Consider the following 14184-nt stretch of genomic DNA (forward strand, 5'->3'; position numbering starts at 1 on the left):
TCAAAAACAAGAGCTGGATGCGCTCACCCAGCGTGCACTTCGGGCATAAAAACCTCTAAAGTTCTTGCAACACGAGCGCCAACAGCTCTTCTTTCAGGAGTATCCATGTCCACGCCTTTCGAACTGCTCACCGCCCACGCCTGCTTCGGCGGCGCCCAGCGCTTTTACAAGCACGAGGCGCGCGAAATCGGGCTGCCCATGAAGTTCTCGGTCTACCTGCCCCCCAAGGCGGTGATGGGCGAGAAAGTGCCCGCCCTGCTGTACCTGGCGGGCCTGACCTGCACCGAGGAAACCTTCATGACCAAGGCCGGTGCGCAGCGCCTGGCGGCCGAACTGGGCCTGGCCCTGATCGCCCCCGACACCAGCCCGCGTGGCGCCAACGTGCCGGGCGAGGCCGAGGCCTGGGACTTCGGCGTGGGCGCCGGCTTTTACCTGAATGCCCAACAGGCGCCGTGGGAGCAGCACTGGCGCATGGAAAGCTATCTGATCGAGGAACTGCTGCCGCTGCTGGGCCGCTACCTGCCCATCGACACACAGCGCCTGGGCATCTTCGGCCACAGCATGGGCGGCCATGGTGCGCTGACCCTGGCCTTGCGCCACCCCGGCGTGTTCAAGAGCCTGTCGGCCTTCGCGCCCATCGCCAACCCCATGAACTGCCCCTGGGGCCAGAAGGCTTTCAGCGGCTACCTGGGCGACAACCAGGCCGTCTGGGCCCAGCACGACGCCAGCCGCCTGATGGCGGCGCAGGGCAAGGCCCCCTACCCAGCCGGCATCCTGGTCGACCAGGGCCTGGCCGACAAATTCCTGCACGAGCAGCAATTGCTGCCCGAAGCGCTGGAAGCCGCCTGCGCCCAGGTCGGCCAGCCCCTGACGCTGCGCCGCCAGGCCGGCTACGACCACGGCTACTACTTCATCCAGAGCTTCATCGACGACCACCTGCGCCACCACGCGGCACAACTGGACGCCTGAGCCTGCGCCGCGCCATGCGGCGAATGTCCCGGGCGGCGCTCAGCCGCGCAACGCGGCCTCGATGGCGGCAATGTCGATCTTGCCCATGCCCATCATGGCGATGAAGGCACGCCGGGCCGCGGCGGCATCCGGGTGGACGATCGCCTGCAGCAGCACGCGCGGCGTGATCTGCCAGGAGACGCCCCAGCGGTCCTTGCACCAGCCGCAGGCACTGGCCTGCCCGCCGTGGCCGACCACCGCCTGCCACAGGCGGTCGGTTTCGGCCTGGTCCTCGGTCACCACCTGGAAGGAAAAGGCCTCGCTGTGCGGGAAGGTCGGCCCACCGTTCAACCCCATGCAGGGCAGGCCCAGCACGGTGAATTCCACGGTCAGCACATCGCCCTGGCGGCCCGCCGGATAGTCCGCGGGCGCACGGTGCACGGCCTGCACGGCGCTGTCGGCAAAGGTCTGGGCATAGAACTCGGCCGCCTCGAGGGCGGCGCCATCGAACCAGAGACACACGGTGATCGGGGATGCCATGGCGAACCTCCTGTGCAGCAGCGCCAGCGGCCATTCTGGCCCCCGGCATCCTCCGCAGGCAAGGCCGTGCCACAGCGGCCACCCGCCGTCACCGGCGGGCAGCCCCACGGTGCCTCAATAGCGCAGATCGGCACGCAGCCACAGCGTGCGGCCGGGTTCGTGGATGCGCACACCGGCCGGCAGACCGAAGCCGGCGTTGCCCGCCAGGTTCAGGTGCTCGGCGTAGGCGCGGTCGAACAGGTTGTCGATGCCGGCCGTGAGCTTGAGCCTGCGGTCCACCTTGTAGCCGGCATGCACCGATAACACGCCAAAGCCTGCGCTGGGCCCGAAGTCCTTGCCGACGACATTGCCCTGGCCGGTGGCATGGCGGTGCTGGGCCGCCACCAGGCGCCACAGGGCCCCGGCATTCCAGGCGCCCTGCTGGTAATCCAGGCCCAGCTTGGCTTCCAGCGGCGGGGTCTGGGGCAGCGGACGGTCGTCCGTGGTGTTCTGCGCCCAGGCGTAGGCCAGCGTGCCCTGGGCCGTCAGCGCCGCATTCAGGCGGTAGCTGGCACCAGCCTCCCAGCCGGCGATGCGCGCCTGGACGTTGCGCACCGAGGAGGACATGCCCCCCTGGTAGTCAAACAGGATGTAGTCCTGCACCTGGCCCACATAGGCCGAGGTCCAGGCCTGCCAGTCCTGGCGTTTCCAGCTCGCGCCCACGTCGATCTGCGTCGTCTTTTCGGGTTGCAGGCGCTGGAAGGCGGTCGTGCTGTTGCCCGGCGAGATCAGCTCCCAGTAATCCGGAAAGCGCTGGACATGGCCCAGGCCGGCGTACACGGTGGTGCCATCCGGCGATGCGCGCTCCCAGCGCACAAAACCGCTGGGCAGCGCCTGGCGTTCGCGGTGGTTGCTGTCGCCCTGCACGCCGGGGTAGCGCCAAGCCTGGGCACGGTCCAGGCGCAGGCCTGTCAGCAGCTTGTCGTCGGCATCCAACTGCTGCGTCAGCTCGGCAAACAGCCCCAGATTGCTGAACTTGGCATCCCGCACCCAGGGCTTGGTGGTGTAGGGCACCATCTGCGAGCCCATGCGCTTGTCGTGCGGGCTGCGCAGGGCATCCACCCCGGTCAGCAGCGTGGTCGCCGGGCTCCACTGCCAGGTGGCTGCGGTGCGCAGCCCTGTGGTCGTACGCCGCACATTGCTGGCCATGGGCATGGCCATGCCACCGCCTGGCGCAAAGCTGCGCAGGCTGAAGTTGTCCATCACATGGTCGGCACGGTTGGTGTAGATCTGCGCCTCCAGCTTGCGCAGCACGGGCGAGAGATCGGTTTTCTCGAAACGCAGCCCGGCGCTTTCGCGCTGGAACTGCGTGCCGTCCATGCCACGGCCGCCATAGCGGGCCTCGCCGTCGCCGGCACCGGCGGTCAGCTCCAGCCAGGTGTCGGCATCGGGCGTCCAGCCCAGGGCGACATCGGCATTCCACTTGTCCCAGTGCGCGGGCACCACGCGGCCATTGCCGTCGCGGTAATCCTTGCTTTGCGAGTGGTTGGCCGTCAGGCGCACATAGAACTGGTCATTACCGGCCAGAAAGTCCACGTTCTGGTCGCTGCGCGCTGCCGTGCCCGCCAGGAGACTGGCCGAAAACTCGATGCCTGGCTCGCTCAGCTGGGGCTTTTCGCGGTCGAAGCGCACCACGCCCGCAGACGCCCCCGGGCCCCAGGCCACGGTCTGCGGCCCCTTGATCACGGTCAGCGCATCGTAGGTTTCGGGAGAGATGTAGGAGCTGGGCGCATCCATGCGCCCCGGGCAGGCACCCAGCAGCGTCGTGCCGTTGGTCAGCAGCGGCAGGCGCGAGCCGAACTGGCCGCGGAACACCGGGTCGCTGTTGGAGCCGCCGCTGCGGATCGCCGAGAAGCCGGGAATGCTCTTGAGGTAATCGGCCGCGTCGCTGGCCGGCACCGGCTGGCGTGGCTGCTTGGGGTCGGCCACGACCTGCACCGGGGCGTGGTCGTGCACGGCGGTCACCACCACCTCCTGCAAGGCGGCCTCGGGCGTTTGCGCCCAGGCGCTCGACTGCCAGCCACCGAGGCTCAGCACGGCCAGGGCCACCGCCGTACGGGCGGCATGGGCCTGGGACAAGGCGGAAGGACGGCGGGTTGCCGCGGCAGAGCCTGCGGTCTTCGTGGAAATATGCATAGAAAAATCCTCGGCCCACTGCGCCCCGGCCCCAAGCGGGGCGGCGCGAGCGGCCAGGCTGGTGCACCGCCCCGCAGGGCAGGCACACCAGCCAATCATCAAAGGCACAGCCCGCCACGGCGCAGTGCGCGGTGGCCAGGACTGATGCGGGGAAGATGCAGGACGCGCGAGGTGGCAGGCCGTCAGGCCTGCCTGCACGCCATCACACGAAGCGCTGGGGCGGGCCGCGTGCTGGCGGGGGGGCTGCCACCTCCAGCAGGGCCAGCTGGGCGGGCAGGCTGCGCCACTTCAGGTGGAAGGACGGAGCGGGTGGACGGTGCACATCGGCCGCCCACAGCACCGGCGGCGCCAGTGCAATACACAGCACGCAATCGGGCGTGTGCGCACCGTGCGAGCCATCGGCCGCCACCGTGTCCCAGGGGGCGTGCACCGCGTGGTCTTCATGGCCCACGGCCAGCATCTGGCTGGTGGTGCACACATCGGCACCCACCAGGTCGGCGGGCGATGCCGCACGCACCCGTGCGCCGGACAGCGCGGCCGCCAGCAACAGCAAAGCGAACACCGCGATGACCACCGCGGCGAAAGTTTTGTGTTGACGGATGCGCTGCAACATAGATGTTGCGCAGTGTAACGTGCACAAACCGCCCCCTGAACGGGCACGCAGGGACTGAAAAAAGGCCTAGGTGGCGCGCGGCGCGCCGACTTCGTACACCTGCAAATCCCGGTTGCCCAGGCCCAGCGCGGGCCAGCTGGCCCGCCAGGCCTGCAGGTGGGCCGAGGCGAAATGGGCATCCAGGGCCGCCTGGTCCGTCCACAGTTCTTTGACATGGATCAGACCGGGCACCAGCACATCCTCGGCGTAGTGGTAGGCCAGACAGCCGGCTTCGGCGCGCGAGGCATCGACCATCGCCCGCATAGCGGGGCGCGCGTGCACGAGGTTCTCAGCGGGCAGAGAGACGGTACCGACGATCAACAACATGGTGTTCACTCCGGGGCGCAGCCGGTGGTGCTCATCTGGTGCCCCCCCTGGGTCTTGGAAAGGTACAGGGCCTGGTCGGCACGGCGCAGGATGTCTTCGGTGCTGCGGTCCTGGGGCAGGAAATGGGCGATCCCGATGCTCAGCGTGGGGGCGGGCGCCCCCGTGGCATAGGGCTGCAGCACCTGGCGCCCACCGTGCAGCAGGCGCTGCGCCAGCGCGGTGACCTCCGCCAGGCTGCGCACGGGGCACAGCAGGGCGAACTCATCCCCACCCAGGCGGCACACCAGGTCCTCGACCGCCGCGGCCTGTTGCACCATGCCGGCCAGATCGCGCAGCGCCTGGTCGCCCGCCGGGTGGCCCAAATCGTCGTTGATGGCCTTGAAGTGGTCCACATCAAAACTCACCAACCAGGTGGGCGTGGCCTGCCGCTGGAAGGCGGCGTAGGCCTCTTCCAGTACCTGCATGAAGCGCCGGCGGTTGTGCAGCCCCGTCAACTCGTCGTTCATGGCCTGCTGCTGCAATTGCTGCTGCAGCCGCTTGCTGGCGGTGATGTTGCTGGCCACCCAGACGACGGCGCGCTCGCCGCAGTAAGGCTGGTCCAAGGCGGTGATCCGGCCTTCGAACCAGATGGCATCCACCGGTCCGTCGGTGGGCAGGCCCAGCACATCGTGGGCGCTCAGTTCGTACTCGACCACCAGCATTTGCTGGCGGGCCAACGTATCCCGGATCTGCTGCAAGAACCAGTCGGTCTTGGACGCCACCAGCACATCGGCGATGTACTTGCCGACCAGGGAGCTGCCGTCGTGGTAGTAGCGCTTGTCCTTGCCGCCCAGGATGGCCGCGTAGCGCCCCGTCTCCGTCAGGATGAAGGTGGGGTCGGGCAGACTGGCGCAGATGGCTTCGTACTGGCTGGCCGTGAAGAAAGTGGTATCGGTCATGACAAGTGCCAGAGCAGGGACAGCAAATTCTCTCAGATTCATCCGCCGCGAAAGGGCCGCCACCGCCCTGGAAACTACGGAGGTGGGCACTGACACCCTCCGGGTTGCGCCTGGATGTCGGGCACAGGCACGGCGCTCCCCGGCGCCACACAGTCCAGCCTATAACCCTGTGCAACCGGCGGCACCACCCGCCAGGCAGGCAGGCAGGCAGGCAGGCAGGCAGGCAGGCAGGCAGGCAGGCAGATGATTGATGCTGACCATGGATTCCAGCTGCAAAAAATACATAGCGGCTTGCGCAGTCTGGATAAGCACTATCCGCCAATTTTTTGGCACATTTCTCGGTGATGTCCATCCACAGCCCATCAGACAGACGAACCGCCCTGAACACCGGGTGAGACGCCACGCCCGAGCTGGGTGGGGTTCACGCTGTCATGACGCAGACATTGAGCCGCGTTGCTGTTGCCGGGGTCGCTGCCAACAGGCCCTCACCCGCCTTGTGGCAGGCCCGTCTCCCGTTCGTCGGTGCGCCATCACCATCGGGTGCGGGGTGATTCATGGTCAGCGCTGGGCACGCTGGTGTTGCCGCAAGGTGTACAGGTACAGCTGCTCCACCTTCTCGCGCGCCCAGGGGGTCTTGCGCAGAAAGCGCAGGCTGGACGGGATGCTGGGATCCAGGTTGAAGCAGCGCACGGGAATGCGCGCGCCCAGCTCGGCCCAGCCGTAGTGGCCGACCAGGTCGGTGAGCATGCGCTCCAGCGTCAGGCCATGCAGGGGGTTGCGCGGTTGTTCTTGGGAAGTCATCACCAGATCATGGAATCGTTAAAAAAGCCCCTCCGGCCGTGGGCCAGGAGGGGCTTGCTCGCGCATCGCGGGCAAGGTATCACTCGCGCCAGTGCTCCGCCACCCAGGTGGCAGGCTGGATGTAGCGGAAGCGCCGGTTGCGGCGGCCCGCCAGGGCATCGGGCGGGTTGCATTCGCCATGGAAGATCACGATGCGCGCATTCGGTGGCACGAACGTGGGCCTCCAGAAATTGGTCGGCCAGGTCGGGATGCAGTGGTACTTGAAGCTCGGGCACCACTCGGCCGGCCAGTACTTGAGCTTGCCTTGCTTGTGGATCGCATCCGACAAGTAGGCCTGCTCGTTGCGGAACTGCTTGCGGATGTCCTCGAAGTGGCCGCGGAAATACTCCAGCACGTCGGCATGCGCCCCCAGCTCGAAGCGGTACACGGACGAGTTGCCCGTGATGCGCCACGGACGCTTGTGGTCGTGGATGATGAGGAACTCACCGGGGTAGGTGAAGAAGTCATCCAGAGGACCGGTGATGACCACGTCCACATCCAGGAACAGCGCCGTTCCGCGCAGGCCGTGCAGGTCTTTGGTGAACGTGGTCAGCTTGGTCCAGCCGCGCTCGGGGATGCCCGGGGGCAGGTCCAGCGAGGGAATGGGCAGGCATTCGACCTCGGAACGAATCCCCTCAGCGTTGTCGGTCAGGCAGACAAAGCGAAAATCACCACTGAGATGACGGCGCACCATGGCGTACAGGCGGTTCACGTATTCCGGCCCGTATTTGGTGCCCCACTTCATGCACAGGATATGGCGCTGTGGCGCGGTGGAGGTGGTTGTGCTCATGCTGGTGCGCGGCAAGGCTTAGTGGCCTTTTTTGGTCGACTTGGGGCCTGCCTTCTTGGCACGCTTGACGAGACCACCCTGGGTCAGGCGCTGGTTGCCCAGCACGCGGATCTGCTTGACCTCGGGCTTGCTGCCGGCACGGCCGAACTTCAGCAACTTGATGTCGCGGGGGCCGGCCTTGCGGTCTTCGTCCAGCGCCTTTTCCTTGTCGGGAATGGGGCGCCACAGGACCAGCAGCTTGCCGATGTGTTGGATGGGAGCGGCGTTGAGTTCGTCGCACAGTTGCAGGTAGACCTGTTCGCGCGCGGCACGGTCGTCGCCGAACACACGCACCTTGATCAGGCCATGGGCATTCAGGGCGGCGTCAACTTCCTTCTGGACGGCGGGTGTCAAGCCGTCACCACCGATCATGACCACGGGGTCCAGATGGTGGGCGTTGGCGCGGTGTTCCCGGCGCTCCGCGGGAGTTAATTCAATTTGGGGCATGCCCGTATTATCGAGGCTGGAAGAAATTTGCGATGAATACCAAAACGAAAAGCAAGAAGGTCAACAAGAATTGGCTGAATGCCCACCTGAACGACCCTTATGTGCAAGCCGCCCAAAAGGACGGCTACCGCGCCCGCGCGGCCTACAAACTCAAGGAAATCGACGAAACCTTCAAACTGATCCGCCCCGGGCAGATCGTGGTGGATCTGGGCTGCACGCCCGGCGCTTGGAGCCAGTATGTGCGGCGCAAGATGTCGCCCGCCGGGGCTGCCGCCGGCACGCTGAACGGCACCATCATCTCGCTGGACCTGCTGCCCATGGAGCCCATCGAGGGCGTGCACTACATCCAGGGCGACTTCCGTGAAGAGTCTGTACTCACCCAGCTGGAAGCCGTCGTCCAGGGACGCCCTGTCGACGTGGTGGTCTCCGACATGGCCCCCAACCTGTCTGGCAACAGCACCACCGATGGTGCCCGGGTGGAGCACCTGATCGAGCTGGCCGTGGACTTTGCCAGCCACCACCTGCGCCCCGAAGGTGCCCTGGTGGCCAAGGTCTTCCATGGCCCCGGCTACGACGATCTGGTCAAGCTGTTCCGTGAGCATTTCAAGGTCGTCAAGACCCTCAAGCCCAAGTCCTCGCGCGACAAATCGTCCGAGACTTTCCTGATCGGCATGGGCCTAAAATAAAAACCAGGAACGCCAGGATTGACCCAACGCACAGCGGAAAAACCCAGTTTCCTATTGCCTTGGCGGGAATAAGGGTTCGGCCCTGCTGCTTGAAAGACCTAAAATGGGTCGCATATGGATGCATAGCGTCCATGTGTGACTGTATTTCTCCTTTTTTCCTTGGAGCCCCGCTTGAACAATCAGTGGTTTTCAAAAATTGCCGTCTGGCTGGTCATTGCCATGGTGTTGTTTACGGTTTTCAAGCAATTTGATAACCGCAGCAGCACTGGTGCAAACCACATCGGCTATTCGGAATTCCTCTCTGAGGTGCGCAACAACCGCATCAAGAGTGCAACCATTCAGGAAGGTCAGGGCGGCACCGAGATCGTTGCCTTGACCACCGACGATCGTCGCATTCGCACGACGGCCACCTACCTGGACCGCGGTCTGGTCGGCGACCTGATTGCCAACGATGTCAAGTTCGACGTCAAACCCCGCGAAGAAGGCTCGCTGCTGATGAGCCTGCTGATCAGTTGGGGCCCCATGCTGCTGCTGATTGGCGTGTGGGTGTACTTCATGCGCCAGATGCAGGGCGGCGGCAAGGGCGGTGCGTTCAGCTTTGGCAAGTCCAAGGCGCGCATGCTGGACGAGAACAACAACACCGTCACCTTTGCCGACGTGGCCGGCTGCGATGAAGCCAAGGAAGAAGTCAAGGAAGTCGTCGACTTCCTGAAGGACCCCAACAAATTCCAGAAGCTGGGTGGCCGCATCCCCCGTGGTCTGCTGCTCGTCGGCCCGCCCGGTACCGGCAAGACCTTGCTGGCCAAGTCGATTGCCGGCGAGGCCAAGGTGCCCTTCTTCTCGATTTCCGGCTCCGACTTCGTGGAAATGTTCGTCGGCGTGGGCGCAGCTCGTGTGCGCGACATGTTCGAGAACGCCAAGAAGAATGCCCCCTGCATCATCTTCATCGACGAAATCGATGCCGTGGGTCGCCAGCGCGGTGCCGGCATGGGCGGTGGCAATGACGAACGCGAGCAGACGCTGAACCAGATGCTGGTCGAGATGGATGGTTTTGAAACCAACCTCGGCGTGATCGTCGTAGCGGCCACCAACCGTCCCGACATCCTGGACGCTGCCCTGCTGCGCCCCGGCCGCTTCGACCGTCAGGTCTATGTGACGCTGCCCGACATCCGTGGCCGCGAACAGATCCTGAACGTGCACATGCGCAAGATCCCCGTGGGCCAGGACGTGAATCCGTCCGTGATTGCCCGCGGCACGCCCGGCATGTCCGGCGCCGATCTGGCCAACCTGTGCAACGAAGCCGCCCTGATGGCAGCACGCCGCAACGCCCGCACCGTGGAGATGCAGGACTTCGAGAAGGCCAAGGACAAGATCATCATGGGCCCCGAGCGCAAGTCCATGGTCATGCCCGAGGAAGAGCGTCGCAACACGGCCTACCACGAAGCCGGCCACGCCCTGATCGGCCGTCTGCTGCCCAAGTGCGATCCCGTGCACAAAGTCACCATCATCCCGCGTGGCCGTGCACTGGGCGTGACCATGAGCCTGCCCGAGAAGGACCGCTACTCCTACGACAAGGAGTACATGCTGAACCAGATCGCCATGCTGTTTGGGGGCCGCATCGCCGAAGAGGTGTTCATGAACCAGATGACCACCGGCGCCTCGAACGACTTCGAGCGTGCGACCCAGATCGCGCGCGACATGGTGACGCGCTACGGCATGAGCGACGCCCTGGGCACCATGGTCTATTCCGAACAGGATGGTGAGCCCTTCCTGGGCCGCAGCTTCAGCAAGGGTGCCAACCTTTCGGAGGCCACCATGCAGAAGGTGGACGATGAAGTGCGCCGCATCATTGACGAGCAGTACAACCTGGCGCGCAAGCTGATCGAAGACAACAGCGACAAGATGCACGCCATGGCCAAGGCCATGCTCGAATGGGAAACCATCGACACCGAACAGCTGGATGACATTTTTGCCGGCAAGGATCCCCGTCCTCCCAAGGACTGGGTCCCCCGCACGCCCAAGTCCAGCGATGATGGCAATTCGTCCGGGGGCGGCACACCCGCTGTGGACGCCGACCCATCACCGACTGCGGCTTAAGCGGACACAGCACAGCAACGGGGCCTTCGCGCCCCGTTTTCTTTTGGCCGCCTCCTGGCGCGATTCTTTAGGAGCCTGCCCATGCATTGGCAAACCTCACGCTTTCTACTGGACCTGCAACGCCCGCTGATCATGGGCATTGTCAACAACACCCCGGACTCCTTTTCCGACGGGGGTCGATACCGGGATCTGGAGGCCGTGCGCCACGCGGAAAAGCTGATTCGCGACGGCGCCGACATCCTGGACATCGGCGGCGAATCGACACGCCCGGGCTCCCCAGCCGTGCCGCAGGACGAGGAAATGCGCCGCGTCCTGCCCGTGGTGCAGGAAGCCGTCAAGCTTGGGGTCCCGATTTCCGTGGACACCTACAAGCCCGCCGTGATGCAGGCCGTGCTGGACGCTGGTGCGGACATCGTCAACGACATCTGGGGCCTGCGGCAACCCGGCGCCCAGGATGTGGTGGCCCGCCACCCCAGCTGTGGGGTCTGCCTGATGCACATGCACCAGACGCCCCAGAACATGCACCTGGACCACATGGTCGGTGACCCGGTGCCGCAGGTGCGTGATTTCCTGCTGCACGAAACCCAGTCGCTGCTGCAGCGCGGGGTGCAGCGCAACCGCATCGTCTGGGACTACGGAATTGGTTTTGGCAAGAGCGTGGCACAAAATTTTTCACTGCTTGCGCGCCAGCACGAGCTGCTGGAACTAGACTTCCAGCTTTTGGCAGGTTGGTCGCGCAAGGGCTCCCTGGGCACAGTCAGTGGCCTTCCGGTCGAGCAACGCATGGTCCCCAGCGTCGCTGCGGCGCTGCTGGCCGTCGAGCGCGGCGCACGGGTGGTCCGGGTCCACGATGTGGCGGAGACCCGGGCCGCCTTGTCCGTCTGGCAAGCCATGCAACCACCCGCCACCTCCGCATAAAACCAAGGACAACACGCATGGCACGCACCTATTTCGGCACCGATGGCATCCGCGGCAAAGTAGGCCAGTCGCCCATCACCCCGGATTTCGCACTCCGCCTGGCACATGCCGTGGGGCGGGTGCTCAAGCGCACCCAGGAGCGCCCCTCCGTGCTGATCGGCAAGGACACCCGCATCTCGGGCTACATGCTCGAAGCCGCCATGGAAGCGGGCTTCAACGCCGCCGGCGTGGATGTCACCTTGCTGGGCCCCCTGCCCACCCCCGGCGTCGCTTACCTGACGCGCACCCAGCGCGCCAGCCTGGGCGTGGTCATCAGCGCCAGCCACAACCCGTTTTATGACAACGGCATCAAGTTCTTCAGTGCCCAGGGCACCAAGCTGGACGATGCCTGGGAAGAAGCTGTCGAGACCGCCCTGGACGAAGCCCCGCAATGGGTCGACTCGGCCGCGCTGGGCAAGACCAAGCGCCTGGATGACGCCGCAGGCCGCTACATCGAGTTTTGCAAGAGCACCTTCGACAACCACCTGTCCCTGCGCGGGCTGCGGATTGTGGTCGATGCCGCTCACGGCGCGGCCTACCACATCGCCCCCAAGGTGTTCCATGAACTGGGGGCCGAAGTCATTGCGATTGGCTGCCAGCCGGATGGCCTGAACATCAACCACGATGTCGGCGCCACCCACCCCGAAGCGCTGACACTCGCGGTGCGTGCCAACCACGCCCACTATGGCGTGGCGCTGGACGGCGATGCCGACCGCCTGCTGATGGTCGACCAGGCCAGCCGCCTGTACAACGGTGACGAGCTGATGTACCTGATGGTGCAGGACCGCGTGCAGCGCGGCATGCAGGTGCCGGGTGCCGTGGGCACCTTGATGACCAACATGGCCGTGGAGGTGGCCCTCAAGCAGCGCGGCATCGAGTTTGTGCGCGCCAAGGTGGGCGACCGCTACGTGCTGGAAGCCCTGAACGACAAGGGCTGGCAGATCGGTGGCGAGGGCTCCGGCCACCTGCTCGCCCTGGACAAGCACACCACGGGCGACGGCCTGGTTTCCGCACTGCAGGTGCTGCAAAGCTGCGTGCGCAGCGGCAAGACCTTGGCACAGCAGTTGCAGGAGCTGACGCTGTTCCCGCAGGAGCTGATCAACGTGCGCCTGGCCCCGGGCCAGGACTGGAAGAGCAACACCCAGCTGGCCCAGACCCAAGCGGCCATCGAACAGCAGCTGGGCGACAGCGGCCGCGTGCTGATCCGCGCCAGTGGCACTGAGCCGCTGCTGCGCGTGATGGTGGAAGCGCGCGATGCCGCCCAAGCCCGCCACTGCGCCCAGCAGTTGGCCGACGCCGCCCGGGCGGGCTGACCCACGGTGGCAGCGCGGGGCCGGCCCCGGGCCCAGATCCGCACCAACTGCGTGCGAATTGCTTGCATTTATTTGGCAAGCGGCCACAATCCACGAAACGCACCACTTTTGTGCAGCCTTATGGCCCGGACAACCCTGTTGCCCGGGCCTTTCTCCGTGTAGGCGTCTGACCTTTGACACACGGTTTGTTCCACACATCCGCTAGGAAGCACCTCATGGCCACTACCAAGCCTGCTATCACCCTGTCTGCATTGGATATGGACCGCCTCGAAACCCTGATGGAAAAGCTGCCCAGCAACTTCGCGGGCCTGCAAGCCCTGGAGGCAGAACTCAACCGCGCGGACGTGCTGGAGCCGCACGAAATGCCCGCGAATGTGGTCACGATGAACTCCACCGTCCGCTTCACCCTGCTGGAAAGCGACAAGAGCCAGACCCTGACCCTGGTCTACCCCAAGGAAGCCGATGGCAGCCCGGACAAGGTCTCGGTGTTTGCGCCCGTGGGCACGGCCCTGCTGGGCCTGCGTGAAGGCGATGTGTTTGCGTTGCCCAGCCCGGCCGGCAAGCGCGTCACCGTGCGCGTGGACGCCATCACCTACCAGCCCGAAAGCGCTGGCGAGCTGCACCGCTGAACCCGCAAAGCCCTGGCGCAGCTTCACGCACCTGCACTGCCTAGCGAAACACCGAACCACAAGGCAGCGGCACTGGGAATTACCCATCCTTGCCGAGCCTGTGAATTCAGACAATGCTGAAAAGCATCCATTCCTAGGCACAATGTCCGCCATGACACAGACACCCCCACTTCCTCCACTGAACCGGCAATTCGTCTCGCACTTTGGCGAGATGGGCAGCCGTTGGGGCATCAACCGCACCGTCGGGCAGATCTACGCGTTGCTCTACCTGTCGCCACGTGCGCTGAATGCGGAGGAAATCTCGGAAACCCTGGAGTTCTCGCGCTCCAACGTCAGCATGGGGCTGAAGGAGCTGCAATCGTGGCGGCTGGTCAACCTGCGCCACCACCCCGGTGATCGGCGCGAGTACTTCGAAGCGCCGCAGGACGTGTGGGAAATCTTCCGCCGCCTGGCCGAGGAACGCCGCCGCCGCGAGATCGAGCCGACCCAGTCCATGCTGCGCTCGGCCCTGCTGGAAGAGGCCTCGTCCGATGACGAGCGCCACGCCCAGCAGCGCATGCAGGAAATGTACGAACTGATCGAGAAGCTGATGACCTGGTTCGACGATGTGCAGCGCCTCAAGCCAGAGACTGCTATGCAGCTCATGGGCATGGGTGCTGCCGTGACCCGGGTGCTGGACTTCAAGGACCGCCTGATCGGGGGCAAGGGCAAGGCCGCCAAGGACGCATCCTCGACCGAGCCACCCGCAGGCGCGTAACCACCCCGCCTCCCGCACCCCAGGGCCTGCCATGCAGGCCCTTTGTTTT

The 14184-nt window shown here is 65.3% G+C and carries 15 protein-coding genes; 7 read left to right on the plus strand and 8 right to left on the minus strand.

All coding sequences use genetic code 11. The features are described from left to right. Positions 1 to 105: 105 nt before the first annotated feature. A complete protein-coding gene (gene fghA, locus KAQ61_RS10770; RefSeq protein ID WP_210929164.1) occupies positions 106 to 969 on the plus strand; it encodes an S-formylglutathione hydrolase in 864 nt (287 codons plus the stop codon). 39 nt (positions 970 to 1008) lie between these two features. On the opposite strand, the gene KAQ61_RS10775 is transcribed toward fghA, so the two are convergent. The 8 genes from KAQ61_RS10775 to KAQ61_RS10810 form a co-directional block, all read right to left on the minus strand. Continuing rightward, complete coding sequence (locus KAQ61_RS10775; protein ID WP_210929165.1) at positions 1009 to 1488, minus strand: VOC family protein; 480 nt, start codon at positions 1486 to 1488, stop codon at positions 1009 to 1011. A gap of 114 nt (positions 1489 to 1602) precedes the next feature. Continuing rightward, entirely contained in the window at positions 1603 to 3663 is a 2061-nt protein-coding gene (locus KAQ61_RS10780) for a TonB-dependent copper receptor (RefSeq protein WP_210929166.1), read from the minus strand. 202 nt (positions 3664 to 3865) lie between these two features. Then, positions 3866 to 4276 (minus strand): DUF2946 family protein, encoded by a 411-nt coding sequence (locus tag KAQ61_RS10785; RefSeq protein ID WP_210929167.1) that lies wholly within the window; start codon positions 4274 to 4276, stop codon positions 3866 to 3868. A gap of 66 nt (positions 4277 to 4342) precedes the next feature. Beyond that, on the minus strand, positions 4343 to 4642 hold the full coding sequence (locus KAQ61_RS10790) for a putative quinol monooxygenase (RefSeq protein ID WP_210929168.1): 300 nt from the start codon (positions 4640 to 4642) through the stop codon (positions 4343 to 4345). 5 nt (positions 4643 to 4647) lie between these two features. After that, positions 4648 to 5580 carry a GGDEF domain-containing protein gene (locus KAQ61_RS10795; protein WP_244982868.1) on the minus strand — a complete coding sequence of 311 codons (933 nt, stop codon included), beginning with the start codon at positions 5578 to 5580 and terminating at the stop codon, positions 4648 to 4650. A 558-nt stretch (positions 5581 to 6138) separates the two neighbouring features. Continuing rightward, a complete protein-coding gene (locus tag KAQ61_RS10800; RefSeq protein ID WP_210929170.1) occupies positions 6139 to 6381 on the minus strand; it encodes a VF530 family protein in 243 nt (80 codons plus the stop codon). Positions 6382 to 6460: 79 nt separating this feature from the next. Further along, positions 6461 to 7210: a glycosyltransferase gene (locus KAQ61_RS10805; protein ID WP_210929171.1), complete on the minus strand. Its 750-nt coding sequence runs from the start codon at positions 7208 to 7210 to the stop codon at positions 6461 to 6463. An 18-nt stretch (positions 7211 to 7228) separates the two neighbouring features. Next, entirely contained in the window at positions 7229 to 7696 is a 468-nt protein-coding gene (locus KAQ61_RS10810; RefSeq protein ID WP_043387171.1) for a YhbY family RNA-binding protein, read from the minus strand. A 32-nt stretch (positions 7697 to 7728) separates the two neighbouring features. Here KAQ61_RS10810 and KAQ61_RS10815 point away from each other — a divergent pair, with 32 nt between their 5' ends. The 6 genes from KAQ61_RS10815 to KAQ61_RS10840 all read left to right on the plus strand — a co-directional run bounded on the left by KAQ61_RS10815 (position 7729) and on the right by KAQ61_RS10840 (position 14135). After that, on the plus strand, positions 7729 to 8382 hold the full coding sequence (locus KAQ61_RS10815; protein ID WP_042415726.1) for an RlmE family RNA methyltransferase: 654 nt from the start codon (positions 7729 to 7731) through the stop codon (positions 8380 to 8382). Between the two features lie 171 nt (positions 8383 to 8553). After that, the gene (gene ftsH, locus KAQ61_RS10820; RefSeq protein ID WP_042415728.1) at positions 8554 to 10479 is read left to right on the plus strand and encodes an ATP-dependent zinc metalloprotease FtsH; all 1926 of its coding nucleotides are present in this window, start codon (positions 8554 to 8556) and stop codon (positions 10477 to 10479) included. A 75-nt stretch (positions 10480 to 10554) separates the two neighbouring features. Beyond that, complete coding sequence (gene folP / locus KAQ61_RS10825) at positions 10555 to 11397, plus strand: dihydropteroate synthase (protein WP_210931862.1); 843 nt, start codon at positions 10555 to 10557, stop codon at positions 11395 to 11397. 17 nt (positions 11398 to 11414) lie between these two features. Next, positions 11415 to 12749, plus strand: coding sequence for a phosphoglucosamine mutase (gene glmM, locus KAQ61_RS10830; RefSeq protein WP_210929172.1), 1335 nt, complete (start codon positions 11415 to 11417; stop codon positions 12747 to 12749). A 215-nt stretch (positions 12750 to 12964) separates the two neighbouring features. Then, positions 12965 to 13378, plus strand: coding sequence for a nucleoside diphosphate kinase regulator (rnk, locus tag KAQ61_RS10835; RefSeq protein WP_210929173.1), 414 nt, complete (start codon positions 12965 to 12967; stop codon positions 13376 to 13378). 142 nt (positions 13379 to 13520) lie between these two features. Continuing rightward, positions 13521 to 14135 (plus strand): GbsR/MarR family transcriptional regulator, encoded by a 615-nt coding sequence (locus KAQ61_RS10840; protein WP_154164865.1) that lies wholly within the window; start codon positions 13521 to 13523, stop codon positions 14133 to 14135. Positions 14136 to 14184 lie beyond the last annotated feature (49 nt).

It is taken from the genome of Comamonas aquatica, from assembly GCF_018064205.1.
Lineage (GTDB): Bacteria > Pseudomonadota > Gammaproteobacteria > Burkholderiales > Burkholderiaceae_C > Comamonas > Comamonas aquatica.

Bases quoted from the DNA above. Each gene is read 5' to 3' on its own strand.
- KAQ61_RS10815 (WP_042415726.1), top strand. From the start codon at position 7,729: ATGAATACCAAAACGAAAAGCAAGAAGGTCAACAAGAATTGGCTGAAT.
- KAQ61_RS10805 (WP_210929171.1), bottom strand. From the start codon at position 7,210: ATGAGCACAACCACCTCCACCGCGCCACAGCGCCATATCCTGTGCATG.
- fghA (WP_210929164.1), top strand. From the start codon at position 106: ATGTCCACGCCTTTCGAACTGCTCACCGCCCACGCCTGCTTCGGCGGC.
- KAQ61_RS10795 (WP_244982868.1), bottom strand. From the start codon at position 5,580: ATGACCGATACCACTTTCTTCACGGCCAGCCAGTACGAAGCCATCTGC.
- KAQ61_RS10840 (WP_154164865.1), top strand. From the start codon at position 13,521: ATGTCCGCCATGACACAGACACCCCCACTTCCTCCACTGAACCGGCAA.
- KAQ61_RS10810 (WP_043387171.1), bottom strand. From the start codon at position 7,696: ATGCCCCAAATTGAATTAACTCCCGCGGAGCGCCGGGAACACCGCGCC.
- KAQ61_RS10790 (WP_210929168.1), bottom strand. From the start codon at position 4,642: ATGTTGTTGATCGTCGGTACCGTCTCTCTGCCCGCTGAGAACCTCGTG.
- KAQ61_RS10780 (WP_210929166.1), bottom strand. From the start codon at position 3,663: ATGCATATTTCCACGAAGACCGCAGGCTCTGCCGCGGCAACCCGCCGT.
- KAQ61_RS10775 (WP_210929165.1), bottom strand. From the start codon at position 1,488: ATGGCATCCCCGATCACCGTGTGTCTCTGGTTCGATGGCGCCGCCCTC.
- glmM (WP_210929172.1), top strand. From the start codon at position 11,415: ATGGCACGCACCTATTTCGGCACCGATGGCATCCGCGGCAAAGTAGGC.
- KAQ61_RS10785 (WP_210929167.1), bottom strand. From the start codon at position 4,276: ATGTTGCAGCGCATCCGTCAACACAAAACTTTCGCCGCGGTGGTCATC.
- KAQ61_RS10800 (WP_210929170.1), bottom strand. From the start codon at position 6,381: ATGACTTCCCAAGAACAACCGCGCAACCCCCTGCATGGCCTGACGCTG.
- rnk (WP_210929173.1), top strand. From the start codon at position 12,965: ATGGCCACTACCAAGCCTGCTATCACCCTGTCTGCATTGGATATGGAC.